At 63.3% G+C, this 26,195-nt stretch carries 27 protein-coding genes; 12 read left to right on the top strand and 15 right to left on the bottom strand.

Annotated features, from left to right (window positions below; all coding sequences use genetic code 11):
- Nucleotides 1-12: 12 nt before the first annotated feature.
- From RQH14_RS04460 to RQH14_RS04445, 4 genes are all read right to left on the bottom strand, one after another.
- Nucleotides 13-1,080, bottom strand: a complete 1,068-nt coding sequence (locus RQH14_RS04460; RefSeq protein ID WP_311212136.1) for a quercetin 2,3-dioxygenase — start codon at nt 1,078-1,080, stop codon at nt 13-15.
- 82 nt (nt 1,081-1,162) lie between these two features.
- Nucleotides 1,163-3,445 (bottom strand): family 78 glycoside hydrolase catalytic domain, encoded by a 2,283-nt coding sequence (locus tag RQH14_RS04455; RefSeq protein WP_311212135.1) that lies wholly within the window; start codon nt 3,443-3,445, stop codon nt 1,163-1,165.
- Nucleotides 3,446-3,490: 45 nt separating this feature from the next.
- Nucleotides 3,491-4,780, bottom strand: a complete 1,290-nt coding sequence (locus RQH14_RS04450; RefSeq protein WP_311212134.1) for a family 1 glycosylhydrolase — start codon at nt 4,778-4,780, stop codon at nt 3,491-3,493.
- A 44-nt stretch (nt 4,781-4,824) separates the two neighbouring features.
- Nucleotides 4,825-6,153, bottom strand: coding sequence for an MFS transporter (locus RQH14_RS04445; protein ID WP_311212133.1), 1,329 nt, complete (start codon nt 6,151-6,153; stop codon nt 4,825-4,827).
- 189 nt (nt 6,154-6,342) lie between these two features.
- Between RQH14_RS04445 and RQH14_RS04440 the strand changes: the two genes are divergently transcribed.
- Both RQH14_RS04440 and RQH14_RS04435 read left to right on the top strand, forming a co-directional pair.
- The gene (locus tag RQH14_RS04440) at nt 6,343-6,969 is read left to right on the top strand and encodes a TetR/AcrR family transcriptional regulator (RefSeq protein WP_311212132.1); all 627 of its coding nucleotides are present in this window, start codon (nt 6,343-6,345) and stop codon (nt 6,967-6,969) included.
- A gap of 54 nt (nt 6,970-7,023) precedes the next feature.
- Entirely contained in the window at nt 7,024-7,425 is a 402-nt protein-coding gene (locus RQH14_RS04435) for a nuclear transport factor 2 family protein (RefSeq protein WP_311212131.1), read from the top strand.
- Nucleotides 7,426-7,453: 28 nt separating this feature from the next.
- Here RQH14_RS04435 and arfB read toward each other — a convergent pair whose 3' ends face one another.
- Nucleotides 7,454-7,873, bottom strand: a complete 420-nt coding sequence (gene arfB / locus RQH14_RS04430) for an alternative ribosome rescue aminoacyl-tRNA hydrolase ArfB (protein ID WP_311212130.1) — start codon at nt 7,871-7,873, stop codon at nt 7,454-7,456.
- Nucleotides 7,874-7,976: 103 nt separating this feature from the next.
- Between arfB and RQH14_RS04425 the strand changes: the two genes are divergently transcribed.
- The 6 genes from RQH14_RS04425 to RQH14_RS04400 all read left to right on the top strand — a co-directional run bounded on the left by RQH14_RS04425 (nt 7,977) and on the right by RQH14_RS04400 (nt 13,785).
- Nucleotides 7,977-8,801: an ABC transporter ATP-binding protein gene (locus tag RQH14_RS04425; RefSeq protein ID WP_311212129.1), complete on the top strand. Its 825-nt coding sequence runs from the start codon at nt 7,977-7,979 to the stop codon at nt 8,799-8,801.
- A gap of 45 nt (nt 8,802-8,846) precedes the next feature.
- Nucleotides 8,847-9,827, top strand: coding sequence for an iron-siderophore ABC transporter substrate-binding protein (locus tag RQH14_RS04420; RefSeq protein WP_311212128.1), 981 nt, complete (start codon nt 8,847-8,849; stop codon nt 9,825-9,827).
- Between the two features lie 9 nt (nt 9,828-9,836).
- Nucleotides 9,837-11,987: an iron ABC transporter permease gene (locus tag RQH14_RS04415; RefSeq protein WP_311212127.1), complete on the top strand. Its 2,151-nt coding sequence runs from the start codon at nt 9,837-9,839 to the stop codon at nt 11,985-11,987.
- 54 nt (nt 11,988-12,041) lie between these two features.
- A complete protein-coding gene (locus RQH14_RS04410; protein WP_311212126.1) occupies nt 12,042-12,437 on the top strand; it encodes a hypothetical protein in 396 nt (131 codons plus the stop codon).
- Nucleotides 12,438-12,508: 71 nt separating this feature from the next.
- On the top strand, nt 12,509-13,144 hold the full coding sequence (locus tag RQH14_RS04405; RefSeq protein WP_311212125.1) for a dihydrofolate reductase family protein: 636 nt from the start codon (nt 12,509-12,511) through the stop codon (nt 13,142-13,144).
- Nucleotides 13,141-13,785, top strand: coding sequence for an MBL fold metallo-hydrolase (locus RQH14_RS04400; protein WP_311212124.1), 645 nt, complete (start codon nt 13,141-13,143; stop codon nt 13,783-13,785). The genes RQH14_RS04405 and RQH14_RS04400 overlap by 4 nt, the downstream gene beginning before the upstream one ends.
- A 32-nt stretch (nt 13,786-13,817) precedes the next feature.
- On the opposite strand, the gene RQH14_RS04395 is transcribed toward RQH14_RS04400, so the two are convergent.
- On the bottom strand, nt 13,818-14,246 hold the full coding sequence (locus tag RQH14_RS04395) for a hypothetical protein (RefSeq protein ID WP_311212123.1): 429 nt from the start codon (nt 14,244-14,246) through the stop codon (nt 13,818-13,820).
- Between the two features lie 232 nt (nt 14,247-14,478).
- Between RQH14_RS04395 and RQH14_RS04390 the strand changes: the two genes are divergently transcribed.
- Together RQH14_RS04390 and RQH14_RS04385 are read left to right on the top strand one after the other, a co-directional pair.
- Nucleotides 14,479-14,961, top strand: a complete 483-nt coding sequence (locus tag RQH14_RS04390) for a pyridoxamine 5'-phosphate oxidase family protein (RefSeq protein ID WP_311212122.1) — start codon at nt 14,479-14,481, stop codon at nt 14,959-14,961.
- Between the two features lie 6 nt (nt 14,962-14,967).
- A complete protein-coding gene (locus tag RQH14_RS04385; protein WP_311212121.1) occupies nt 14,968-15,324 on the top strand; it encodes a TraR/DksA C4-type zinc finger protein in 357 nt (118 codons plus the stop codon).
- 1 nt (nt 15,325) lies between these two features.
- On the opposite strand, the gene RQH14_RS04380 is transcribed toward RQH14_RS04385, so the two are convergent.
- From RQH14_RS04380 to RQH14_RS04350, 7 genes are all read right to left on the bottom strand, one after another.
- Nucleotides 15,326-15,586 (bottom strand): hypothetical protein, encoded by a 261-nt coding sequence (locus tag RQH14_RS04380; RefSeq protein ID WP_311212120.1) that lies wholly within the window; start codon nt 15,584-15,586, stop codon nt 15,326-15,328.
- A gap of 18 nt (nt 15,587-15,604) precedes the next feature.
- Nucleotides 15,605-16,618, bottom strand: coding sequence for a fumarylacetoacetate hydrolase family protein (locus RQH14_RS04375; RefSeq protein ID WP_311212119.1), 1,014 nt, complete (start codon nt 16,616-16,618; stop codon nt 15,605-15,607).
- 10 nt (nt 16,619-16,628) lie between these two features.
- Nucleotides 16,629-17,714, bottom strand: a complete 1,086-nt coding sequence (locus tag RQH14_RS04370; RefSeq protein ID WP_311212118.1) for an amidohydrolase family protein — start codon at nt 17,712-17,714, stop codon at nt 16,629-16,631.
- Nucleotides 17,711-18,835, bottom strand: coding sequence for an FAD-dependent monooxygenase (locus RQH14_RS04365; protein ID WP_311212117.1), 1,125 nt, complete (start codon nt 18,833-18,835; stop codon nt 17,711-17,713). The genes RQH14_RS04370 and RQH14_RS04365 overlap by 4 nt, the downstream gene beginning before the upstream one ends.
- Before the next feature lie 65 nt (nt 18,836-18,900).
- Nucleotides 18,901-19,908, bottom strand: coding sequence for a cyclase family protein (locus RQH14_RS04360; RefSeq protein ID WP_311212116.1), 1,008 nt, complete (start codon nt 19,906-19,908; stop codon nt 18,901-18,903).
- On the bottom strand, nt 19,905-20,846 hold the full coding sequence (locus RQH14_RS04355; protein WP_311212115.1) for a fumarylacetoacetate hydrolase family protein: 942 nt from the start codon (nt 20,844-20,846) through the stop codon (nt 19,905-19,907). Before RQH14_RS04355 ends, RQH14_RS04360 begins: the two co-directional genes overlap by 4 nt.
- Nucleotides 20,847-20,851: 5 nt before the next feature.
- Nucleotides 20,852-21,871 (bottom strand): VOC family protein, encoded by a 1,020-nt coding sequence (locus tag RQH14_RS04350; protein WP_311212114.1) that lies wholly within the window; start codon nt 21,869-21,871, stop codon nt 20,852-20,854.
- A gap of 271 nt (nt 21,872-22,142) precedes the next feature.
- Here RQH14_RS04350 and RQH14_RS04345 point away from each other — a divergent pair, with 271 nt between their 5' ends.
- Both RQH14_RS04345 and RQH14_RS04340 read left to right on the top strand, forming a co-directional pair.
- Nucleotides 22,143-23,366, top strand: a complete 1,224-nt coding sequence (locus RQH14_RS04345) for an MFS transporter (RefSeq protein ID WP_311212113.1) — start codon at nt 22,143-22,145, stop codon at nt 23,364-23,366.
- 28 nt (nt 23,367-23,394) lie between these two features.
- Nucleotides 23,395-24,351: a LysR family transcriptional regulator gene (locus RQH14_RS04340; protein ID WP_311212112.1), complete on the top strand. Its 957-nt coding sequence runs from the start codon at nt 23,395-23,397 to the stop codon at nt 24,349-24,351.
- A gap of 45 nt (nt 24,352-24,396) precedes the next feature.
- On the opposite strand, the gene RQH14_RS04335 is transcribed toward RQH14_RS04340, so the two are convergent.
- Both RQH14_RS04335 and RQH14_RS04330 read right to left on the bottom strand, forming a co-directional pair.
- A complete protein-coding gene (locus RQH14_RS04335) occupies nt 24,397-25,668 on the bottom strand; it encodes an MFS transporter (protein ID WP_311212356.1) in 1,272 nt (423 codons plus the stop codon).
- Nucleotides 25,669-25,673: 5 nt separating this feature from the next.
- Nucleotides 25,674-26,156: a hypothetical protein gene (locus RQH14_RS04330; RefSeq protein ID WP_311212111.1), complete on the bottom strand. Its 483-nt coding sequence runs from the start codon at nt 26,154-26,156 to the stop codon at nt 25,674-25,676.
- Between the last annotated feature and the right edge of the window lie 39 nt (nt 26,157-26,195).

The following is a 26,195-nucleotide window of genomic DNA, read 5'->3' as shown; positions in this document are numbered from 1 at the left end:
CGTTGGGCTGGACTAGAGGTCCAGGGCAACCCGCCTCTGCGGGGGAGGTCCCACCACGGTCAGGTCCATCTCGGCCTGGGCGCGGCCGAAGCCTTCCATGTCCATGTAGGGCTCGCCACCCTCGGTGTAGATGTGGTCCTCTGTGGGTTTGTTGAAGTACTCAAAGAAGCCGTTGAAGACCGATGGCGTGAGGAAACCCACCATCTGGGTGTTGTGGGCGTCGAACGCGAAGGAGTGGATGGTGCCGGCTGGGGCGTGCACAAAATCGCCTTTGGTCAGGAGCATCTCGCGGCCATTGGCGTACAGGAACATCCTGCCTTCCGTGCACAGGAAATTCTCGGTGTGCTCGGAGTGGAAGTGCAGCGGAATGTACGGGGATTTGGCGCCCTTGGTGTGGACCGCGAAGTAGTTGTCCCCTGTGTTCTGCGGGCGTGAGAGGTAGGAGAACATGGTCTGGTAGCTGACCAGCCGTTCGCCTTCTCCGGCACTGAGGAAGTAAGGACTCAGCGACGCCGGGAGGCCGGCGTTGTGTTGGAGGCTCGGGTTGACGCGTTCCACGTCAGGGAACGTGATCCCAAATTCGGCGCCAACGTCGGCCTGTTCCTGGACGGTCAGCCGGTGCCCGGCGTGGACTGGTGGAACGTGGGAGTCGATGGGTGTACCTACGCGCTCGTAATACGCCTCCGCGCCCCCGGGCGTCATCCAGTTTAGGAACCGTGTGTAGTGGCTGGCCATCCGGTAAGCGTGGGGGGTCCCCGGGGGAATGACCACGGAGTCTCCGGGGGTGAGGATGCGGCTTTCGCCAGGCAGCCAGACGTGGAGGATTCCGTCGAACACGTACAGCGTTTTGTGTTCGATCGAGTGGTTGACGAACGGTGATTCGGCCCCCTTGCCACCGGAGATGTAGGCCGCGCTGAAAATCCCGCCGGTGTCGGCTGCACGGGCAATCACGGTGACGAGCTGGCCGTTGATCTCGTACCGTGCACCTTCCCCGGAAGCCATGTAGTAGGGGACGGCCTCGCCTGGCAAAGTGTTGGCCAGGGGGAGTGTTGTGTTCATTTCCTCGACGCTGAGGGACATGTGGTTCCTTCTTTCCTTCGTCGGCATCAATACCTGTTTCAAGCTTTGCCCATTGGAGGCAGGGCGTGGCTCGCGATTTCACTCAATGAAAGGTGAGTTCCGGCAGGACACCGGCGCGCCTGTGGTGTCCCGGCCCCAGGATCTGGTCGTCCACGCCTGGAAGCCGTAGGACGGCTTCGCCGCCATCCGGAACTGTTGCGGAGATTTCCAGCCGGCCGTCAACCACTTCCCAGCGGACAGAGGCCAATCCCAGGGGCGTTTCCAGGCTGGTTTCAGCCCACTGCAGTCCGCCGCCAGGCTGTGGCGCCATGAGGATGCGCCGGTATCCCGGTTCCAGCGGCGCCAGCCCACCTATGGTCCGGTGCATCCAGTCCACCACCGCGCCAAGTGCATAGTGGTTGAAGCTGGTCATCTCGCCGGGGTTGATGCTGCCGTCCGGCAGCATTGAGTCCCAGCGTTCCCAGATGGTGGTGGCGCCCATGGTGACCGAATACAGCCAGGAGGGGTTTTCGGTTTGGAGCAGCAGACGGTATGCCTCGTCGAGGTGGCCTGTGACTGTCAGTGCGTCGGTGACGAACGGTGTTCCCGCGAAACCGGTGGAGATGCGGAAACCGGACTTTTCCACCAACTCCGCGAGCCGGCGCCCTGCGAATTCCCGGTCTGCCTCACCCAGGATGTCGAACACGATGGCCAGGGCGTAGACAGTGGTGCAGTCGCTGGTGATGACGCCATGGGAAAGGTAGTGATCCGTGAATGCCGCCCGAAGTTCCTGTGCCATGGCTCCGAACTCGGTGGCAGCCCCCTCATCTCCGAGGACCTCCGCTGTTGCGGCAACCAAGGACGCCGTTCGGAAGGCGCACAGTGTCGCCACTACATGCTTGTCGGCTTTTGCGGCCCACGGTTGGTCCGGGGAGGCGTCTGGATCCAGCCAGTCTCCGAACTGGAAGCCGGTGTCCCACAAGCCATTGGGTGAGAGTTTGCTGCGAAGCCGCCTGGCGTGGCCGGTCATCGACTCGAACTGCTCTTCCAGCACGCGCTTGTCTCCGTAGGCGGTCCAGAGTGCCCACGGAACCCATACCGCAGCATCGCTCCACACCGCAGCGGTGTCCGGGGCGCCGAACTCGGCCGGCTGTTCGATGTACTTCAGGACATTGGGGACAACAAACGGCACCAGATCGGCGTCGTGTTTCTGCTCCAATGCAAGGTCCCGCAACCAGTCGCGGAGGAAGTCCTTGCTGTCGAACAGGAACGCGGCACTCGGCGCGAACGCCGAGAGGTCTCCTGTCCAGCCAAGGCGCTCATCACGCTGCGGGCAGTCCGTCGGGACATCCACGAAATTGCCGCGCATGCCCCACACCGCGTTCTCGTGAAGACGGTTCAGGAGAGGGTCAGAGGACGTAAAGTGACCGATCCGCTTCATGTCCGAACTGATAACGACGGCGGTCAGGCCGCCTTCGCTGGCCAGGGTTTCGGCGCCGCCGGGCCAACCGTCAACCTCCGCGTAGCGGAATCCATGGAAGGTCAGCGTTGGCTCAAAGACGTCCTCGCCGCCGGAGAGCGTGAAGCAATCTGTAGCTTCCGCCGAACGCAGCGGCCGGGTACCCAGCTCACTGTTCTCGAGGACCTCAGCATGGCGCAGTGTCACCACCTGGCCGGCGGACCCTGTGACTGATGCCCGCAACCACCCCACCAGGTTCTGCCCGAAGTCCACCAACACCTTTCCGGCAGGTGACGTCCAGATCTTGACCGGGTTCAGCTCCATTTGGCGGCGGACCGGCGGACCAATGTAGGGCTCGAGGCGGCTGAGGTCGTCGTCGAGCACATGCACCGCCGACCATTTCCCCGAGCTGAAGCCCGGCGCCAGCCACGCGTCGTCGAACTTTCGGGCATCGATGGACTGGCCGTCGTAGAGGTCGTTCGCCGTGGTGGCCGACTGACCTGCGGTCCATGATGGGTCGGTCCCGACGACTTGCTCGTGGCCATCGGTAAATCGGATCCGGACTTCGGCGAAGGCACCGATTTCCTGCCCGTAGTATTTGGACCCGCCGGACCACGCCAGCCGCCCCCGATACCAGCCGTTGCCCAGCGCCAACCCGATGACAGTCGTTTGACCCACCAGCTGGGTGACGTCCAGCTCGCTGTACCGCACCCGCCACTCGTAGCTGGACCATCCAGGTGTCAGCAGATCATCGGAAACACGCCGGCCATTAACCCATGCCTCAACAACTCCGAGGGCAGAGAGGAACAGGGTTGCGGACTCAACGCCGCCGTGGCCTTCGTCGAGCCGGAATTCGCCGCGCATCAGTGGTGCGCCGTCGAACTCTTTGTCTGCAGCGATCATGCGGGCATGCCAGGTAGTCATCATTGGTCTCCAGTATCAGGGTAGGTTGGCGCGGACGGGCTGGCGGTCCTAGGCGGGCTGGTTCTCGAGGGACCCGGACGTGCCCAGGGCAAGGGACGCGCCATTGTCCTGTGCCACGCCACCCAGCCAAGTGGCGCTGGGCTTCGGAGTACGCTCCTGAGTCGCCCGATCGACAGCAATCAGCCCGAACTTGGGGACATAGCCAAAGATCCACTCGAAGTTGTCAAAGGCGGTCCATGCGATGTACCCCCGCACGTCGATGCCGTCGGCCAGGCAGGAGGCGACGCCGGCGACTGCCGTTCGCAGGTAGTCCAAGCGCTGGGTGTCGTCCTCGGTTGCCAGGCCATTTTCAGTGACGATCACCGGGATCCGTGCAATGCGGGCAGCCTCGCGGATGGTCGCTTCCAAACCCTCAGGATAGATTTCCTCGCCCATCTGGTTGGTGGGCACTCCGTCCTCGGCATGCACAAGGCCGTCGGCTCCAAAGACGGTGCGTCCGTACGTTTGGATACCCACAAAGTCATCTCCGCGGGAGGCCTCCAGGAAGCGCTCGTTGACGTCGCGGCGAATACGCTCTGCGTTGGTTTCCCCGCCCGGTGCTGCGTGAATGTCCGTGTTCGCCAATGTCCAACCCACCATCAACTCAGGACGGCGTGCCTTGATGGCGACCGTGGCTGCATGGTGCGCGGCGAGCTTGACCTCAAAGCCAGGCTCCGAGACCGTGAACTGGAAGGGGGCGATGCGGGCTGCTTCAATGCCTAGGCGTTCAGCGGCAGCCGCCCAGACAGGTACCTGTCCACGGCTCTCGGCGGGTCCGCCACCGATCCCCAATTCCTTCAACAACCACGGGAGGTTGGGTTCGTTGAGGGTGCATGCAACGCCAATGAGATCGCCCAAGTGCTCCATGACCCGCTCGCAATAGCGAGCGAAGCGCTCCGGAGTCGCCGGGTCTTCCCAGCCCCCGGCCCCGAGTAGCCACAGCGGTGAGGTGAAGTGGTGGAAGGTCACTACCGGTGTGAGGTTGTGCTCATGGCAGGCCTCCAGCACGCGGCGGTAGTGGTTGAGCGCCGCCGTCGAGAACTGTCCTTCCTCCGGTTCGATGCGTGCCCATTCCAGGGAGAAGCGGTAGGTGGTGAATCCAAGGCCGGCGATGAGCGCCACGTCGTCGCGGTAGCGGTGGTAGTGGTCAATCGCATCACCGGAAGGTTCAGCAAAGATCGTGCCGGGGAGTTGCTCCAGGAACCACGTGTCGCTGTTGACGTTGTTTCCTTCGACCTGGTGGGCCGCGGTGGCGACTCCCCAGAGGAAGCCGGCGGGGAAGGACTGGGAGGAGGTCATGTGTGTTCCTTTGGGGTCTGTGTGCAGGAAAGGTGGCCCGCTTTTCAGCGGACGCCCTTGATGAAGGTGACGGTGATGCTGCCCATGGCACACAGCGCGGCTGCTGCAAACCAAAGGAAGCCATAGTTGTGTCCGCTGCCGATTGCGAGGATCGCGGGGGCGGCTGCGGGAACGATGATGTTGGGGATACTGAGGGCCAGGCTGAAGACGGCCATGTCCTTGCCGGTGTCCCGGGCATCCGGGAGGACAGCTGCGCAGAGCGCCAGATCCACGGTGAGGTACATTGCCTGGCCCATGGCGAACACAATCCAGGCAACCACGAACTGCTCGAAGGAGCCTGCCGTGGCACCGAGCACCAGGGCCGTGGCCATGAGCAGAGCAGCAGCGATCACAAACGGCTTGCGCCTGCCAATCTTGTCCGAGAGCCAACCGGAAGCGGTGAAGAACAGGATGCTGACTGGAGCCGAGATCAGAGTGAGCAGGCCGGCACTCTTTCCGGCCTCAGCAATGGACATGCCGAGCCCGTCCATCAGGAAGAAGATGAAGTAGGCGAACAACGCCGTCATGGCGATGCCGGCAAGGAACCGGGAAACCCACGCCCACGCGAAGTTGGGGTGTTTTCGTGGATCTACCAGGAAAGATTTCGCCAGGCCCTTGAGGTCCAGCGGCGGCAATTCAGCGCGCGTCTTCGCTGGATCCCTGTACAGGACCAACAGCGGAATGCTGCAGACGAGCGCCAGCAGGACGGGAACGCACATCATGAGCAACGGTGCGTCCACCAGCCACGCGGCGAGGTAGGACCCCGCGGACATTGCCAGTGCGCCTGCCATGCCCATTGCACCCATGACCCGAGCACGCTTATTGTCAGGCAGTGCCTCGATGGGAATGACGGCGTAAGCGTTGAAGGCGGCCTGTGCCGACACCAGTGCAACGACGTACGCCGCCACGATGACGGGCGTGGAGGGGACAGTGCCTATGACTGCCGCGGCAATCAGCGCAGGGACCAACCCGCCGATGATCCAAGGACGCCGCCGTCCGAACCGGCCTGCGGTGCGATCGGACAGGGCGCCGGTGAGCGGGATGGTGACCAGGAGAATCAACGAACTGATGGACACGGCCATGCCATAGCTGGTCTCCTTGGACGCCGGATCAACTACGGCAAGGCGCAGCGAGAGTGCCGTGCCCAGCGTGAGGCTCATGATGTACATGCCCAAGGCGGCGATCAGGACCAGCGCCATGGTCCTCTTGCTGGACAGCGGTTGTTGCGGTGCATTGCCCGACGGCGGCGCGATGGCTGGTGCGTTGGCTGTTGAGCCCGGTGCTGTTGGCCCGGCAGGTGCCAGGACCTGCGTCTGCGCTGTGGAGTCACCCATGAAAATCCTCCTTTGGACCAGAGCCACCGTTGGCTCTTTGGGATCGGTGATCCGGGCCGGTGAGGACGCGGCCCGTGATGTCTTCGAGCAACGCTAACCAAACTTTGACCATATTGGAATACTTTCAAACAGATTTCTTTACCAAAGTGGAAAAGAAACTTGGTAGCCTCATCCCAAGGAGGTCGTCACATGAACCAGGAAACCCGCGAGCAACCGGCCCGCGCACCGGGCCGAACAGGAAAGCGCGCCCCCTATGCCAACGGCGCCAGGAAACGCGCCGAACTGGTGGAGGCCGCCTTCGTCGTCTTCGCCGAAAAGGGGTACCTGGGTTTGTCCATCCGGCAGATAGCCGAGGCTGTCGGCACAAGCCACACCGCCCTCCTCCATCATTTCGGGAGCAAGGAAGCGCTGCTGGAGGCGGTATTGGTCCTCCGCGAAGAGCGTGAGGGCCCCTGGCGCCGGGAGCTCATCAGCCAGAAGGGCCTGCTGGAAACCGTTCCTGCCGTCATGCGCCACAACGCGGGAATCCGCGGCGTCATCCACCTGGACGCCACCCTCCGGGCCGAAGCCATCAGCCCGGACCATCCGGCCCACGATTTCCTCCTCCGGAGGAATCAGGATTTTGTGGATTCAGTTCAATCCGAGCTGGAACGCGAACTCGCCGCCGGACGCCTGAGGGACGGCTTCCCGCCGTCGGTCCTCGCCCGCCACATCACCGCATTGGTGGACGGCATCCAGCTGAGCTGGCTTTACGACGAATCAGTAGACATGGCCGAACATCTCCAGGCCTTCATGGACCTGATCAAGAAGAACTGATCCGGGCCGCTCAAGCAGTAGTGCAACAGGGCTCCCAGGAGGACAATGCGGATCATGGCTGACGAAATCCTGGATGAACAGCGCACCAACGAGAACGTGGTCAAGCGGCTGATCGACTGCATCAACGATCGGCATATCGAGGTCATGGATGAGCTGTTCCATGACGACGCCGTGATGCATTGGCCCCAGTCCGGGGAAGTGGTGCGCGGGGCGGAAAACCGCAGGGCCATCTACAGTGCTTTCCCGCAACTCCCCACCATTAGTCCGCGCCGCCTCCTGAGCGGCGGCAACCTGGTGACGGCCGAGGCCCTGCTGGACTATGGCGGAACCGCGTATCAGACGGTGTTCATCTTCGAATTCCGTGGCGGCAGGATTATCAAGGAAACCGCCTACTGGAGCGAAGCCTTCCAAGCTCCCGAGTGGCGCGCGCAATGGGTTGAGGTCACTACGGCTTAGTCAGGCTCATTGTCGCCCGAAATCTGAACTACTCGGCTGGAGGCCGGCGTCGTTGCTGCTTGGTGGCGGACCTGAGTTCCTTGGCCGCGCGGTGCCGGCGGGCCGAGCCGCGGGTGGGTTTGGAGCGGCGGCGAATGACTTCGGGAACAAGGCCCGCCCTGACGATGTCAGCGAGTTTGGCCAGGGCGATCTCGCGGTTGCGCAGCTGTGACCGCTCCTCGGAGGCCGTCACTGTGATGACGCCGTCAACAAGCTTCGGCCCCAGTCGCCTGAGCAGCAGCTGGAGCTGCCCATCCGTCAGGGCCGCAGTCTTGGCAACGTTCCACATCAATTCGGCCCGGCTGTCGGTGGTGTTGACGTGCTGGCCACCGGGTCCCGACGACCGCGAAAACCGCCAGGACAGCTCCGAGGCGGGAACAGTCACTGTGGGGGAGATGTCCAGGTCCATGTCTCAAGCCTTGCACGTCCCGAGCCGTCCCGAGGCGGCGTGTGGGAGACATCCTCTGACACGGTTTTAGAAATTAGGTAAGCCTAAGCTAATCTTTCGTTTTGTGATTGAACTGAGTGAGCTCTCCGGGCTTGAAGCCACAGACCTGGTCCTCCGCTATGGGGAGAAGGACGTGGTGCACGGTGCCGGACTCCGCCTGGAGCCGGGCCGCATCGTGGCTTTGGTAGGTCCGAACGGCAGCGGCAAATCCACGCTGCTCCGTGCGCTCGCCCGTCTGCATGAGGCCTCCTCAGGATCTATCAAGGTCCGGCCTGGAGGTGGAGAAGCATCGGATGCGCTGATGATGAAGCGCAGCGACTTCGCCCGCCACGTAACGTTGTTGTCGCAGAGCCGGCCCGTGCCGCACGGACTGAGCGTTCGTGACGTCGTGGAGTTCGGTCGCCATCCGTACCGCGGACGGTGGCGTGCTGCCGATCCCGAGGGACCCTCCGCTGTTCACCGCGCCATGGAACTGACAGGCGTCGCTGAACTTGCCGATCGTGGTGTCCAGGAACTCTCCGGCGGACAACTGCAACGGGTGTGGCTGGCAAGCTGCCTGGCCCAGGATACGTCGGTGTTGCTCCTGGATGAACCAACCAACCACCTGGACCTCCGGTACAAAGTGGAGATCTTTGACCTGGTGTACGACTTCGCCCGCGTCCACGGTGTGGCGATCGGCGTGGTCCTGCACGACCTCGATGAAGCGGCCGCGCTGGCCGACCACGTGGTGGTTCTCTCGGAGGGCAGGATTGCAGCAGCGGGTCCAGCCCACGAAGCCCTCGACGCAGCGCTGTTGAGCGAAGTCTATTCAATCCCCATCGTGACACACACTGATCCGTTGACCGGCCGGCTGCGCACCCGCGCGGTGGGCCGGCACAACGACAGCTGAAGACCTCCAACCAAACGTAAGCACCCCAACACGAAAGGGACCCCCGTGTCCATGAAGATCCACAAGGCCCTGGCCGCCACCGCTGCCTTGGCAGTCCTGCTCACCGGCTGCGGCACTACCGAAGGTCCCGCCAGCCAGGCGTCCAGCACCGCCGCGGCCGGCGAGCCCATCACCGTAACTGACGCCCGCGGCACCGAAGTCAAGCTGGACGGCCCAGCCAAGCGCGTGGTGGGCACCGAGTGGAACGTGGTGGAGAACCTGACCACCCTCGGCGTCATGCCCGTAGGCGTTGCAGACGTCAAGGGCTACAGCGCCTGGGTTACCGCCGGCAAGCTGGACAGCACCCCCACGGATATCGGAACGCGCAACGAGCCCAGCTTCGACACCATTGCGTCCCTCGATCCTGACCTGATCGTTGCGACCACCGATCTGGCGGAACCAGTCATCAAGCAGCTCGAAGAGTTGGCTCCCGTTGTTGTGGTGAAGTCCGCCGATGGCAGCCGACAAATTGCGCAGGCTGAAGACAACTTGAAGCTGGTAGCCAAGGCAACCGGCACGGAGAAGAAGGCTGAGGAGGCCATCGCCGCGTTCGATGCCGCTGTCACCAAGGGCAAAGCTGATCTTGAGAAGGCCGGCCTCAACGGTTCCCGCGTGGCGTTCGCCGATGGCTGGGTTGCTGACGGCAAGGTTTCCATCCGTCCCTACACCAAGGGATCCCTGCTGGCTGACATCAACACCGAACTCGGGCTCGTCGACCCCTGGACTGTTGAAGGCGACCCCGCCTACGGCTTGAGCTCCACGGACGTCGAAGGCCTGACCGCCGTCAATGCCGACCACTTTGTGTACATCACCAACAGTGCTGACGGTGACTTCACCGAGCAGCTGACCGACAACGCCGTGTGGAAGTCACTTCCGTTCGTAACCTCCGGCAAAGTGCACCGCCTTTCCGACGGCATCTGGATGTTCGGTGGCCCTGCCTCGATGACCCAGTATGTCGACGCGATCGTCGCGTCCCTCACCAAGTAATCCCACCTCATGACCGACACTGTGAAGAGGCCCGCCATGACCGTACCCACGGCCGTGGCGGGTGCTCCCGTCCCCGCACCGTCCACCGGACACGGCGCACGCAAAGGCGTCCAGCGTCTTTCCGGCCCGGTCCTTGTGGCTGCGGCCGGGATGGTTGTCCTGGTTCTGTTTTCAGCGATCCACCTCACGCAAGGAACGGCCGACGTCGGTCCGTTGCAGTTGTTGGGTCTGGTCACCGGAAGCGGAACAGACCAGGAAACCGCAGTGTTGGTCGCCTCGCGCGTACCGCGGCTTTTCGCCGGCCTGTTGGTCGGCGTCTCGTTGGGGGTGGCCGGTGCAGCATTGCAGTCGGCCACCCGCAACGTTCTTGCTTCCCCCGACACTCTGGCCGTCAACGCCGGCGCCCACTTTGCCATCGTGGCAGTGGCCGCCTTCGGGCTGACGCTGCCGGCGCTGCTGTCCGGTGGTATTGCCTTCATCGGCGGACTTGCTGCAGCGATGCTGGTTCTGGCGTTGTCCGGTGGGGGAGCCAACGGCAACGGCGGTCCCATCCGTTTGGTGTTGGCCGGCACGGCCCTGGCCCTCGGCCTGCATTCGGCCACCAGCGCGCTGTTGCTGTTGTTCAGCCAGGAAACCACCGGACTCTACGCTTGGGGGCAGGGCAGCCTTGCCCAGTCACGCACCGATGAACTGATCCAGTTCACACCGGTCATTCTTCTGGCCATTGCAGGCTTGTTCCTCCTCGCCCGCAGGATGGATCTACTCGGCCTGGGCGACGACGCCTCCCGGCTGGCAGGTGCGGATCCGCGCCTGGCCCGGGTCGGCGCCGTCGTACTTGCCGTCGTCCTGTCCGCAGCGGCCGTCACCATCGCCGGGCCGATTGGGTTCGTGGGTCTGTGCGCCCCGGCCATTGTTCGGCTGCTGGCCTCGCGGCTCCGCGGGCTTGGCCGGCACCGGGCGTTGCTGCCCATCTCCGGGTTGGCCGGTGCCGTGGTGGTCATCGGGGCTGACGTGCTGGTCCGTGGCCTCTTCGGTGCCCAAGCCGGCGTCGAAGTCCCCACCGGTGCAGTCACCACGGTCTTCGGCGCCGTCTTCCTGGTGGTCCTGGCCATGCGGATGTCCGATGCCGGGTTGAGTGTTGCAGGCGACGCCTTGGCGCGGCTGCGTTCACGCCGGTTCTTCCTCACGGTATTGATCGGGCTTCTGGTGGTGCTCGCTGGCTTGCTGGTGGCGGGAGCCCTGCTGGGTGATGCGAAACTCCTGCTCGGTGATCTGGTCAATTGGCTCACGGGCCAGTCCGGAAACCGTGTCAGTGCCGTGTTGGGTACGCGCATGCCCCGGGTCCTGGCAGCGGTTCTTGCAGGAGCTGCCCTGGCTCTTGCCGGTGCGCTCATCCAGGCAGTCTCCCGGAACTCCTTGGCTGAGCCCGGAATCCTGGGCGTCTCCGGCGGTGGCGGGCTGGCGGCAATCATCGTCATCACCACCGTCCCCACCGCAGGATCCTGGATCATCACCGGCTCCGCGCTGGGGGGCGCGGCGTTGTCGGCATTGCTGGTCTTTGGCCTCGCCTTCCGCGGCGGGCTGCAGCAGAACCGCCTGGTATTGATAGGCATCGGTGTCTCCGCGGGATTGGCCGCAATGATTACAGTCCTCTTGGTGAGTACGGACCCGTTCAACCAGACGAAGGCGCTGACGTGGTTGTCCGGCTCCACGTATGGCCGTAATTTCGCGTCGGTCCTGCCGCCGCTCCTTGCGTTGCTGGTCTCGCTTCCCGTGCTGGCAGGAATGCGACGGGACCTGGACCTCATTGCGGTGGATGATGATTCTCCCCGTGTGCTGGGCATCGGGCTCTCCGGATCACGCCTCCTCCTGCTCTCCATCGCGGTGCTCTTGACTGCGGGGGCTGTTTCATCGGTGGGCGTGATCGCGTTCGTCGGCCTGGTGGCGCCACACGCCGCCCGAACCTTGGTGGGGGCCCGGCACTCCCGCGTCCTTCCGGTGGCCGCCCTCATTGGCGCCGGCACGGTGGTGTTCGCAGACGTGATTGGCAGGACGGTCATTGCTCCCGCGCAGATTCCGGCGGGCATCATGACGGCTCTGGTGGGGGCGCCATACTTCGTCTATCTTTTGTGGCGCTCCCGGGTGGACCGCAACGTCTGACCTCCTTCTTCATGACCTCCCGGACACCGGCCCGCAGCACATAGGATCGACTCTATGGCCGGTACTGTGGACGTTCTTGGCCCCATTCTGGAAATGATGACCTGGGTGGGGTTTGTCCCGGGCGTGCCTTTGTTGATCAGTGCCTGGATCATCGCCAAGCGCCGATGCGTTTGGGTGACCGCGGACGGTGAACGCTTCTCCGCCGGGGGATTCATGGGCCTCCACTGGGTTGACCAGTCAGATGAGGAACGAAAAGTTCTGCTGGATGTCCCTGCCGGCGCCGGAGGCCATGAGCCCCAGGCGGTGGTGGTCCATTACGACGTCTGCCACCCTTCGCGCTGCGCACTTGAACCACCGCGGCACGACCACACTGTGCTGATTGTCGGTTGGATCCTCACTGGAGTCGGCATCTTGAGTACTCTTGGCGGATTTGCCCTCCTGGTGCTTTAGCCCCGAACCCTTGAATGGCTCTCCCCTCCGGGGCTAGCATGGCCCGCACGGTAAATCCGAGGAGGCAGCTCATGAGCCAGTCAACCGCAAGCGAGTCATCGGCGACCCTGATGGTGGACCTGATTATCTCCCTGGACGGCTACGCCTCCGCGGAGGGGTGGCCAGGCTGGTGGGGCCTTGAGGGCCCTGAGTACTTGGCGTGGCTGGAGGAGGAAGGCAAGAAGGACTTCACCATGCTGATGGGCGCCAACACCTATCGGGTGATGTCCAGCATGTCCGAGCAGGCGTCGGGGGATGGATCCGGATTTTCCGACGAGGAAGGCGCCAGTTTGTCAGGTCTGGCGGCCATGCCCAAAGTCATCTTCTCCTCCACCCTCAAAGCGCCCTTGGCCTGGCCCAATTCGGAGTTGGTGTCCGGCGATGCCGTAGAAGCGGTGAAGGAAATGAAGCGGACGCGCACGGGCACGCTGAGTACCCTCGGCAGTCTGAGCCTGTGCCGTTCATTGCTGACGGCCGGTTTGGTGGACAGGTATCGGCTGGTGGTGTTCCCCGTCATTACCGGAAAGACCGGACGTGAACGGATTTACGATGGCTACCCCGACGTCGCACTTGAGATGGTGGACAGCCGGACCTTTGATGGGCGCTCCCAGTTGCTGGAGTACATCCCCAGCATCATCGACGGACCGCCGGGAAGCCGACAGCCATGAGCCGGCCGCTGGAAACGATCGTCCAGCAAGTGCATCTGCCTGCGGGAATGGCAGGACCGGACAAGCTCAGCTTAGACGTACGCTGCTTCGTGCTTCCCGTCGCTGAAGGGATTGTGCTGATTGATGCGGGCCTGGCCGGCAGTATGGTCGACATCGAACGGGGGCTGGACCGGGTTGGCGCGGGCTGGGGTGACGTCTCGGACGTTGTGCTCACGCATTCGCATCCGGATCACGTTGGCGGGTTGGAGGACGTCCTGTCCAGGACGACGGGTGCTGCGGTGTGGGCCGGCGATGGCGAGTCCGATGCCGTGGTCCCGGGTGGACTGATGCAGCGAGCCTCCGAGGGTCAGCAGATCCGCGGGTTGCGGGTTATCCGGACACCCGGGCATACCGAAGGCCACATCAGTTTGCTGCTGGAAGATGAGGGCCTGATGTTCGTGGGCGACACCGTGGGTGTCATGGACGGGACCATGGTGCGACCACCCGCGCCTTTCACAGCTGATCCAGCGGAGGCCGAACGTTCGCTCTGGAAGATCGCCCATATGGCTCCGGACAGGATGGTGTTTTCCCACGGTGCCGAACTCCCGGACGCGGTTTCCCGGCTGCTTGCGTTGCTGGAGGAGCCCTCAGCCGCTTCGTAGCGGCCGAGGGATCCGGTGGGGAGACAGGATTTTCACCGTTGTTGCTGGGCGCGATCGCCGAAGAAGGGCGCCAGGCAGTCCGCGTAGTGGTCCAGTGCTTCGGAAAAGGTAAGGAGCCGGACGGTGTCCGGCCGGGCAGTTTCCGTGGCGTCGGCGTGCGCTTCATCAACAAGGCACAGCACCGGTTCTGCGCTGAATCCGTTCGCGGTTAAGGTGGCAATTCCCCAAGGATGGGCGGGATCGGCAACCGAAATGCCGGCGGAGTCAAACGTGTCCCTGAGGACATTGCCTGTCACGGTCCGCCATGACTGGAGGTACGGCGATCTCAGTTGTTCGATGAGGTCTTCGTCGCCGGCAGCATACGCTGAACGCAGTGCCGTGGTGAGACCGTCCCATTCCTGGGCATCGCGGACCATGAGGTGCGCGGCCCGCAAGTGGCCAAGTGTTTCGTCCAACGTCATGGCAGTCCCCAAACTTCCCGTCGTGTGCTGCCCCTTGGAGGCATGCCTGACCGCCGTCGGCCGTCATCATCAAGAAGAACGGACAACAGGCCGCCATGATTCCCGGCAGGCGGAGTGCCGTGCATTCCTGGCCTTTTATCGACATTCCTCGGCCTCCTAGTAAATCAGTAGTCTTACTATTAGGCTGTCCGTTTGGGGAAAGTCCCCGGCACGGAGAAGAGCGAGGCGAGGCATGACTGAAGAGCAGGGCATCAAGAAGGTCACGGGCATCATCAACGACTCCAGGATCGGAATGCTGACCACCATCAACCAAGAAGGCGCGCTGGTCAGCCGTCCACTCGCCGTTCAGGACGTCGAGGACGACGGCGACATGTGGTTCTTTACGGGACTGGACACCTCGCAGGTGGCGCATGTGCGGCAGGATCCCAGGGTCAACGTTTCCTTTGGCAAGAACACCGAGTGGGTTTCGGTGGCTGGTATCGCCGAAGTGGTCACTGATCGCCAGAAGATCCGGGACATGTGGAACCAGGTGGTGGAAGCCTGGTATCCGGATGGGCCGGATACTCCGGAGGTATGCCTGCTCCACGTCGATTCGGACTCGGCAGAGTATTGGACCAGTCCGGGCGGAACAGCCGCTACGGTGCTTCAGTGGGTTAAGTCCAAGGTCACCAACTCCCGGTTCAGTGTGGGCGAGAGCGGAACAGTGGAACTCTGAACCTCCGTGGTGGACGCAGAGCGGTTCAGGGTCCTCCTTGAGGAGGAGCGGGACCGCAAACTAGGGCTGGTGAAGGCGCTGCGGAGCGACATCACCTCGGTGAGCCTTGCACGTCAAGACTCCAATGTGGACGACGAACATGATCCCGAGGGCAGCACCATAGCGTTCGAACTCTCGCAGGCAGAAGCCCTCCTGGATCAAAGCCGTGCCGGCCTGGAGGCGATCAACGCTGCTTTGGGGCGCATTGCCCAAGGCAGCTACGGAACGTGCCAAGTCTGCGGAGCGGCCATTCCGGAGGACAGGCTTGAGGCACGGCCGTGGACGCCCTTCTGCGTGGAACACGCCTCCGGCCGGCGACGGTGAGCTACCCGGACATGCCCGGCGAGACGGGAATGAACTCGATGGTTTGCTGGACCTTCTTCCGGGGGCCGCGGTTGAATCCCTTGGCGTCAAGGTGGTTGCCGGCGCGATACGCGGCCAGCGCTTCGTCGTAGATGTCGTTGAGCCTTTGCCCGGTAAAGACTTCCTGGGTTCCGTCAGTGAAGAGTATGGATACTGAGGCACCGCCTGGGAAGTGCCTCTTCATCCGAACGAAGCCTTCAGGGTCCTGCTGCAGGGAGATCAAAGGTGGACCGCGCTTTCTTTAGTGGTTAGTGACAGTTTCCCCCACTTTTCGGCTGCCGAGGTCCTTGGTGCCTGGCCGGCAGCGGGCAGGAACCCTGGTGACGGCCTCGCGCCGTTCACCGACGGTGTTCAGAATCGAGCCGATACCGCCCACTGTCATGCGCACGGAATCACCGGTCTTCAAGGGCGGGGGAGTCTTGGCGCCGTTCCGGCCCCATAGCTCGGCCAGGCAGCCGCTGCCACAGGTTCCTGAACCCAGGACATCGCCTGGGCGGACCACTGAGTCCTGGGAGGCGTAGGCCACCAACTCTGCGAAGGGCCACCCCATGTTGGACAGGAGGTCCTGGCCAATAACGTCGCCATTGACCTCCACCGCCATGGTGAGGGGGAGGAATCCCTGGTCGTCGTGCAGGTGCTCGAACTCATCGGCGGTCACGATCCAGGGGCCGAGGGTGTTGGCGAAGTCCTTTCCCTTGCAGGGGCCAAGGCTGACCTTCATCTCCCGCCTTTGCAGGTCGCGCGCCGACCAATCGTTGAGAATCGTGTAGCCGAAGATGTGGCGGTGCGCGTCCGACCCGGACAGGTTCCTGCCCTCACTGCCTGGTACGTGTCCGACGACGGCCGCGACCTCAGTCTCGAAGTCCAGCTCGCTGCACCCCGCAGGAATGCCGATCACCGCGCCGGTGCCGGTCACCGTATGAGGATTCGTGAAATAGAACGTCGGTGCTTCGTACCATTCGGCCACCACGCCCGCCACGCCATCGATGCTCTTGCGAACCCCCTCAACATGTTCCTCGAAAGCAACGAAATCCCTGATAGTGCCCGGCAACAGCGGTGCCAGCAACTGCACGTCCCGCAAGGCAACAGGACGCACGGTCCGTCGGGTTTCGGCGGCGATGGACAGCGTCTTCTCGAGCCCGGCTTCCAGCAGGTGTTGGACGGTGCGTCCCTCGGACAGGGCAAAGCAGTTGTCGTCGTCGACGAACCCTTCCCGAGTACCGCCGTCGTAGTTCCAGCGGGCGATCTTGACCATGGTTTCTTCCTTAGGCGGTGGGGCGGGCAGTGAGGGCTGCCGCGGAGGTGATACCGAGCCGGGCGGCATTGCCGGCAAGAATCCGGGAGGAATCGGCTTCGGAGAGTCCGGCAGCATGAACCTCATCAACAGGGTGGTCCGCGCCCATGTCAAAGGGGTAGTCAGAGCCGAGCATCACCTGGGAGGGCCCGGCCGCTTCGATGAGGGCCCTCAGTTCGCGGGGATTATGGACCAGCGAATCGAAGAAGATCCGCTGAAGATACGACGACGGCGGTTCGGCGCAGCGCCGCGCCTCGGGGCGAACTTTCCAGGCATGGTCTGAACGGCCGATCGTGGTGGGAAGGTAGCCCCCACCATGGGCGGCGAGGATCTGCAGGTCCGGGTACCGGTCCAGGACCCCGCTGAAGATGAGGTGGGAGAGGGCCACAGCGTTCTCGGCCGGCTGGGAAACGGTGTTGGCCAGGTAGAACCGGTCAAGACGCTCGTCCAGGGAACAACCGAACGGATGCAGGAAAACCAGGGCACCCAGTTCCTCCGCCCGGCTCCAGAAGGGTTCCAACCGGGGATCGGACAGCTCCACGGTGGTCCGCTCCCCATCGCCGGGATCGCCGGGCGTGCCGGCGAACGAACCGATCTCCACGCCCGGCAGGCCGCACTCCTGGACGGCGTGCTCCAGCGCTTCGACCATGAGGTGGGGATGCTGCAATGGGGCCAACCCCAATCCGTTCAACCGGTCTGGAGCCCCGTCGACGAGATCCCGGACTGCCTTGTTCGCCTGCTTGGCCAGCGTGAGCGCGAGCTCCGCACCGGCAAAGTAATAGAAGTGCGAAGGCGACGGGGAGACCAATTGAACATCCACGCCCTGGGCATCCATGTCAGCCAAGCGTCGGTCCAGGTCAGTGAGCTGCTGCCACCGCTCCTTGATCATGACGCCCGAGGCGGCCATGGATTCGGGCCCGTTCCTCCGTACTTCCAAGGCCTGGAGCGCCGCGAATCCCTCCGGGTCACCTGCCGCCACTACTTGCTGGAGGGCCGGAATGAGGACATGGGCGTGGACATCGATGACGGGTTGGTGGTCTGTGGCAAGGGTCTTCACGCGGGTTCCTTCAACATGGTGGACAGAGAATTCATGAGTCCGGGCACATCGGCGTCCCGGACGCCGTCCAGCATCCACTGGCCCAACTGCACGGACGCCTTAACCACGGCTGTGGCTCTCTCCAAGCGTCGATCCTCGAACTCTTTCCACAGGGTGTCAGTGAGGTGGTCAGCGGAGATCAGAAGTTCCGCGAGCACCGCGGCATCTTCGAGGGCCATGGCGGCCCCTTGGGCAACCGTAGGAGGGCAGCTGTGTGCGGCATCGCCGATGATGACGGTGCGGCCGCGATTCCAGGGGCCCTCCACCACATGCGAGGTGAACCACGTGTAGTTGATGCGCGCGCTGTGGTCCAGGTTGGTACGGATTTCCTTCCAAGGACCACCGTAGGCTGCAGCAAGTTCTGCCATGACCCGGGGGCCGTCTTCATGCCTGCGTTCCTGCGCCTTCTCCACGAGGTAGGCGTAAATGGTGTCCGGTCCGGTGGGGCAGTAGCCGGCAATGAAGCAGGGGCCGCCGTAGGTGAGGTCGGTCCGGACGACGTCCTCGGGCCGTTCGACGAATGCCCGCCAAATGCCCATGCCTGTGGGTTTGGGCTCGACGTCGATGCCGATCGCCTGGCGGACAGCGGAATGGAGTCCGTCCGCGCCTATGAGGAGGTCGTAACCCGAGGTGCCGCCGTCGCTGGTGCGGACGGTGACGCTGCCGCCGTCGTCCGCTATCTCCGTGACAGTCTTGCCGTAACTGATGCGGGCACCTGCCTGCGAGGCGCGGTCCCGCAGGATTCCAGTAAGCTCCGGCCGGTACATTCCGAGCGTTGCCGGAAGATCGTCGCCGCCTGTCCTGATGTCCTCCAGGACTGCGATGACTGTGCCGGCGGGGTCCGGAGCGCGCAGGCCAAGGGTGCTGAAGGCGTAGCCTTGCGCCTGCACCTGATCCCACACGCCCAGGTCGCGGAGGATTCTCAGGGCGTTGCCTTGAAGCGTGATCCCGGAGCCCAGGGTTTGCGGCTCGGCGGCCTTCTCAAGGACCTCCACCTCGATGCCTGCGTCGGCCAAAAGGATGGCGGCAGTAAGCCCCGCGGCTCCCGCTCCAACGATTCCGACCCTCTGTACTGCTGCCATCTGAAGACTCCTTTGTGTCGACGGCGTTACTGCCTATTGTGCTGCGTGTGGTGGCGGACGGGGTGTCAGCGGACCGCGATGGGATTGACCGGCGACCCCACAGCCCCGGTGATGGGGAGTGGGGCCGCAGTGAGCATGAAGTCATACCTGCCATCGGCGGCGCACGCGTGAGCCAGTGCGTCAGGATCCCACATTTCCCCCAGGAACAAGCCAAGGTTGGGAATGGCGATCTGGTGCAGGGGCTGGAACGCGCCGTCGAACTCATTGGGCCTGACTTCGAAGCCCCAGGTATCTGTGGCGATTCCGGCGATTTCGGAGGTGTGCAGCCATTCGGCGGTGCTGAATGACATGCCGGGAGCGGACCCTCCTGCGTAGTCGCCCCACCCGTCGCGACGGACCCGGGTGTACTGGCCTGTGCGGATCACCACGATGTCGCCACGGCGAACAGCGGAGGTGGGGCCTTGACTTTCAATGGTGCGTTCCAAATGTTCCGGGGTGATTGCGAAACCGTCGGGCAGTTCGCCATCGGTGCGTCCCAGGTCCGGGCCGAGTGCGCGGCCGACGTCCAGCAGCACGCCGCGGGTGACGATCTTGGCTGCGGCGGTTTCGATTCCGGTGACGAGGTCGCCCTCGGAGGTGACGACATCCCCGGCTGCGCGGCCGTTCCAGGCTTTGCCACGATCAAAGATATGGCCCAGCCCGTCCCACTGGGTGGAGCACTGCAACGGCATGGCGATCACGTCATCGGCCCCACCGAATCCGTGCGGGAAGCCCTGGTTGCCGCGCTCGGCATCCACCCCGGTGTCGGTCATGGTGTGGACGGGGTTGGTGCGCCGACGCCACCCCTTCTGCGGGCCGTTGGTGTCGAAGGGCTGCGACAGGGAGAACGCTTCGCCGGTGGTTACCAGCGATGCGGCCTCCACCCGCTTACCCGCATCAATGAAATTCAAGGTGCCGAGCACGTCGTCTTCGCCCCAGCGGCCCCAGTTGTTGTACTGCTTGGCGGCGGCCACGATGCTGGCCAGCGGGTCATTCCGCTGGATCAGGGCAATGTTCACGGCATCGGTGGTCACTGTTCGTCCTTGCAGTGGATGAGTTGGGTGCCCAGCCCGGTGATGGTGCCTTCCATGACGTCGCCGTCCTGGAGGAGCCGTCCCCAGTGCTGGCCATTGCCGGCGGGGCTGCCCGTCAACACGAGGTCGCCGGGTTTCAGCGGCATTGTCTGGGAAGCTTCGCTCACCAGTTTGGCAACGCCGAAGATCATGTCCTGGGTGGACTCGTCCTGCATGGCCTTGCCGTTGAGCTTCAGTGTGACCTGGACGTCCTGCGGATCACCGAAGAACTTGGCCGGCACCAGGAGGGGCCCCGTCGGCAGGAAGCCAGGGGCGTTCTTGGCCCGATACCAGTCCGAACCAATGGCCGGCATGTCCTTGCGGAACACGTACTCGCGGGTGGTGATGTCGTTGACCATGGTGTACCCAAAAACATAGTCAAGGGCCTCTTCGGGGCTCACACGGAAGGCTTCTTTACCGATCACGGCCGCGAGCTCCAGTTCCCAGTCGTGGGACTTGCTGTAGGCCGGCAGGGTGAGGTCGTCCGTGGCTGAAGCGATGGCCGTGGGAAGTCCGATGAAGAAGTACGGTGTGCCCTGACCTGCGCGCTGGTCCATCATGGCAGCAGTCTTGGCCCGCACCTCTTCCGCATCCTGGCCTGCTTCGCGGTGCGCCACAGCAAGATCGATCACGTGCTTGCGGTAGTTGGCGCCGGTTTGCAGCACCTGAGCGGGTTCAACCGGGGCAAGGACCTCGACGGCGGACAGGGCCAGGCCCGCGTCCTCGCCGGCCGTGGCCGCGAGATCGTCCAGCTCGGTTTCGGTGGTTTCCCAGTGCAGGATGAGGGAGTTGACGTCCTCGTCCAGGGGGAGAACCCTTTCGCCTACCAGCAAGCCTGCCTTGGCCTTGGTGTCGCCGGGCTCCTGGAAGCGGATCAGGGAGTACGTTGCGTGTGCCATGTTCTCTAGCCCCGACCCTGCTTTGCGTAGGGGTTCAGGAGGGCTTCCTTCATTTCGGCGGAAGCCCCTTCCTCCGTGGCAGTGAAACCCTCAGCCGGTGGGAAGGATTCGGTCATGGAGTGCGGCATGGCACCGTTCTTGTAGAAGTTATTGGAACCTTCGGACGGCTTCCACGTATTGGCATCCCAGTCCGGGACATAGTTGCGGTAGCCGCCGGAGTTCAGCTCCACCCGCAGGCCTGACGGATCGCGGAAGTACAGGAAGTTCTGCTCGCCCACGCCATGGATGGACGGTCCGTATTCCATGGGGGTGCCGTTTTCCATCATCACGTCGGCGGTGCGGAGCAGGTCTTCGGTGGCGTCCACCCAGAAGGCGATGTGGTTGACACGGCCGGCGCGCTGGGAAGTGTCGAGGACGACGCCGAGGTCGTGGGACTTCTCGTTGGTGGTCAGTACGGAGAAGACCGTGATGGGTGCTTCATCCAGATCGACGAAGGCCATGACACGGAAGCCGAGGGCTTCGTTGTACCACTGGGCGAATCCCCGGACGTCGGAGGAGGCGACCGTGACGTGGTCCAGGAATCGGGGAGCGGCTGCGTGGCTGCTGCGACGCTCAGGGCGGTCGGGGTAGGTGGATTCGAAGCCGGGCTCGGCAACGAACTTCTCCACGTCATAGAACAGGCGCATGTGGTGGCCGTAGGGACCGGTGAACTCATAAGCCTTGCCAAAACCGTGTCCGCCCGCAGTCCATGTGCCCTGCACACCGGTTGTTTCAACACGGGCTGCGGCGGCTTCGAGTGCGGCCTGGGAGTTGGTGCGCCAGGCCATCCGGCCCAACGATGCTTCGGGTCCTTCGGTGATGACCAGGCTGTAGCGGTAGTAATCGCCCCAGCAGCGAAGGTAGACGTTGCCATCCACGCGGTCGATGATCCGCATGCCGAACTTTTCCTCGTAGAAACGGGCCGAGGCTTCGACGTCCGGAGTGGTGATCTCGAGGTGGGCAAGATGGGAGAGGGGAGTTTCCACGATGAATTCCTTCTATGTACTGATGGCTCGGACAGTTCTCTGCAGGTCCTGTAACCACCATGAGCCACATCACCTATCCGGAGAAGAGCAAGTATCTGATAGGAGCTATCCGTCAAACAAATAGTTGGAGCGGGGCCTATCTATCAGCCGCATGAATACCAGCTATACCCAAACAGCTATTCTCCGATGAAGTGAGCCTTGTCACAGTGAGGGGAATCCCCTCGGCGACCCTGCCGATTACAGGGACTCTTCAACGGCGAAGGAACAACCCATGAGCATCATCGATCCAACTGCGCTCGAGTCGCGCCGTCCGGACTCCATCCGGGAAGCGGGCAGGGCACAAGCCGCACTTCTCGTTGCCGGAAGCTGCATGCCTGTCCTGGGCGCGGTCCTGCTGGCACCTGTCCTGCCCACCCTCAACAAGGTTTTCGCGGACACCACAGGAGTCGCCATTCTTGTGCCCCTGGTCCTGACACTTCCAGCGCTGTTCGTGGCCTTGTTTTCGCCCCTGGCAGGATACGTGGCTGACAGGATGGGCCGTAAGCAGTTGTTGATCTACGCCATGCTGGCCTACGCACTCTTTGGCACGGCACCTCTATGGCTGGACACCCTCGAATCCATTGCCGTCTCCCGGATCGGCGTAGGTATTGCAGAGGCAGCCATCATGACGTGCTGCACAACCCTGATCACCGACTACTACGCGGGGCAGCAACGGAACAAATATTTGGGCCTCCAAACCATGGTGAGCGCACTGGCTGCCACGGCATTCTTTGCCCTGGGCGGCACGTTGGGCAGCATCAGCTGGCGGACGCCCTTCTGGTTGTACGCCGTCAGCGCAGTCCTGGTGGTCCCCATGATCTTCAAGCTCTGGGAACCGGCCAAAAGTCTGGCCCAGGACCCAGCCAAGGGCCTGGCAGCGAAACAGCCGGTGCCCTGGCGGCAGATCGGTGCACCTGCTGCTGTGACACTGTTCGGCGGCATTGTCTTCTACGCCTTGATAGTCCACCTGCCGTACGTCATTACAGGTTTGGGAGTCCAGGATGCCGCCCTCATCGGCGGGGCGGCTGCGATCGCTTCGCTTGCAACGGCAGCAGGGGCAATCTCATTCCGTTTCCTGGCCAAGCTGGGCACCCGGAAACTGTTGGCAGGCGCTTTCGGCCTCGCCGCCGTCGGGCTCTGCGTTGTTTCCGTGGCGGGCAGCGTTCCAGTGGCCGTCCTCGGGGCCGTGATCGCCAGTGCGGGTACGGGTATCTTGTTGCCGACGCTGCTGACGTGGGCGGTCAACGGATTGGACTTCTCCCAGCGCGGCCGGGGCACCGGCATTTGGACCGGAACCTTGTTCATTGGTCAGTTCCTGACGCCTATTGTCCTCGGCGCAACAGCCGCCGCACTCGGCAACCTCGGCCTCGCGCTCGGGGCGTTGGGCCTGGCTTGCGCACTGGCGTTGCTGGCTGTGCTGTTTCGCGGACCGCGGCTGGTGCCGGTCAGCCACTGATGTAGCCGTGGCTGGATAACCTAGGGGGATGAAGAACCTGGACCTCAACCTGTTGCCCCAATTGCAGGTGCTGCTGGAATTGCGGAACGTTTCCCGGGCGGCTGAGCGGCTCCAACTCAGCCAGCCGGCAACCAGTGCAGCAATGGCCAGGCTCAGGCGGCATTTCGACGACGAACTCCTGGTTCGTCATGGCCGCACGTACGACCTCACACCCTTTGCGCAGTCGTTGGTCCCGCTGGTGGATGAGGCAATGCTTCATGTCCAGCGGGCCACGCGTGTCCGGTCCGGATTCGATGCCACCACAAGCGAGCGGGAGTTCGTCATTGCGGCGTCCGACTACGCGGCGGCCCTCATGGTGGGACCACTGCGGGGCATCCTGCAGCAGGAGGCGCCACACGTGGTGGTGGACTTCGTTCCAACCTCCGGTCTTGAGGGCACCATGGCCGAGTATTCCAAGATGGACCTGTTGGTGGGGCCCACCGGTTACAAGATGCAAGGTGAGAACAAGCAACTGTTCCGTGACAGTTTTGTGGCGGTGGTCGATGCCGCCAATCCGTTGCTCCAGCTGCCCGCCGTGACCTTGGCGGACTTAGTTGGCGTCCCGCACGCGGTGGGGTACTTCGGTGAGGGGATCAGCACCCCCGCTGACAAACTTTTTGAGTCACGGGGCGTTCGACGGCGGGTGGCAGCGACAGTGGCAGGCTTCCTGTCCCTGCCCCTCCTGGTTGAGGGTACGGACTTGGTGGCTTTGGTCCCGCGGATGCTGGCATCCAGGGCCCAACGCGGGGCAGGGATCGAGGTTCTGGAGTTCACCGGAGACCTGGAGGCCTCCTTGGTGGAGGCTATGTACTGGCATCCATCTCAAACCGAAGACCCAGCCAACGCCTGGCTGCGGTCCGTGGTTCAGCGGGCCTGTTCCCGGCTGCACCTCATTTTCCCCGTGACGGCACATCCGGTCACTGTCTCCTCCGGTCAAGGCAGCTAACCAGGGTCCATCCGTGGCGGGGTATAGCGACCGGGAGACCGCTGGTCACGGCAAGGACTCTTTGTCCGTTCCGCTCGCGGCGGTGCTGGCCCGGTCCGCCATCGATCCCTGCTTCCGGCTTGCCAGCAGGAAAGGCACCGCAAGCAGTTCGATGACACCGGCCATGGCCAAGGACGCAGGGTAGCCGTAGAGGTCGGCTCCCCGGCCAAGGAGCGGCTGGATCACCACGCCGCCGCTTGAACCCATCAGCGAGTCGAAGCTCAGTACTGTGGCCCGCTGCTTCGACGGAATCATGTCGTTGATATAGGCCTGCCGTACGGGAGTTACGGCGGAACCCACGACGCCCCAGAGCGCCAGCAGTGCCAGCGCCGCCCAGAAACTGCCGGTGAAACCCAAGGCCAGGAGAATCACGGCACCCACCAGACCGCCGAAGATCAGGACGGACGTGCGTTTGTGGAAAAGGCTCCGTGCGTGGGGTGCCAACCAACCGCCAAGGATCTGCGAACCAGCCACGATCGCCGCGGCCAGCCCGGCAACAGAGTAGGCGCGCGGGTCACCAAACAGGTCCAGGAGGTAGGGCTGCAGTGCGTAGAAGACATAGATTCCGACGCCGGCACTGAAGGGAGCTGCCAACATCACGTATCGGACGGGCGGGTTTTTCACACCGTTATCGATCGATGCGGACAGCACCGCCCGGGTCGCGCGGAGGGGATGGGTTGAACGTTCAGGCGAGAACCCGACGTCGTGCATCAAGGAGAAGGCGACAACGAACATGGCAAGCAAGACGCCCACCCGGAGGAGAAACGGCACTCCGAGATTGGTCGCCTGCGCAATGACGCCACCAGCCACGGAACCTGCCAACATGGCAACACCCTGCACCATTTGGCCGCGGCCCAGCACCGTCTCAAGTCCGCCCTCATAACCCGAGAATTGCAGGGCATCAACGAGCCAGGCCTCCACAGCACCGGAGAAGAACGTGAAACCCAGGCCCAGCAGAACGGACACCACCGCCCACATCCAGAAGGGCGCCGAGATCTGCCAGAGCACAAAGTACAAATACGTGGAGGCGGCCAAGGTGACCGTACCCAGCAGGAAGGAAACCCTCCGGCCCCACCCGTCAGCGATGACTCCCGTGGGGATCTCAAACACCACCATTCCCACCGTAAAGAAAGCATTGGCAGCGAAAGCCTCCAGGTTGCTCAAACCGGCATCCAGCAGGAAAAGCGTGTTGATGCCCCAGATAAAGGAGGCCGCAATCGTGTTGCCCAGCGTCAGTGTCAGATAGACGCGCTGGATCTTCCGTGCGGCGGGGTTCATGGTAGTCATCCGCACAACTGTTCTATTGTCTTTTGCGCAGCCAGTTCCATTTGCGACGCGTACCGATCCAGTCGGCGCCCGGTTACAGGATCCCCGTCTTCCGTTGGAAGGGTGGGCAAGGCCATTCCTATAGTGACTTGTCTGGCGCCGTCATCGCTGGAGATCGACGTGGAAAGGTAGCCGTAGACGCTTCCCCGGTGGCCGTAGCCGTAGCCAGTGGGTGAACATCCGTCCCGCCATCGGGTCAGGCCATCACGCAGGCCGTAGGCCCGCGACCATTCCCCGCCTTCCCAGCGCACCTGCACCACTACGGAGGTGACGTCGTCCTCCATGAAGCGGCCAATGGTGCCCTCCAAGGACTCAACGGCAGCCGGGGCCGTACCTGTAGGGGTAGGCGCAGGAACTGGTCCGCTAACGGTGCATCCCGTGAGCAGACATGCCAAGGTGACCATCAGGACTGTCCCCGGCGTCGTGCGCCAATCGCCCATAGGGCCGTTCTACGCCCAAGCCGCCCCGAATACTAGGGC

Source organism: Arthrobacter sp. WCS2018Hpa-7 (assembly GCF_031843805.1).
Classification (GTDB): domain Bacteria; phylum Actinomycetota; class Actinomycetes; order Actinomycetales; family Micrococcaceae; genus Arthrobacter.
Note: the sequence above shows the minus strand (reverse complement) of the source record. Positions and strands in the feature narration are given on the sequence as shown.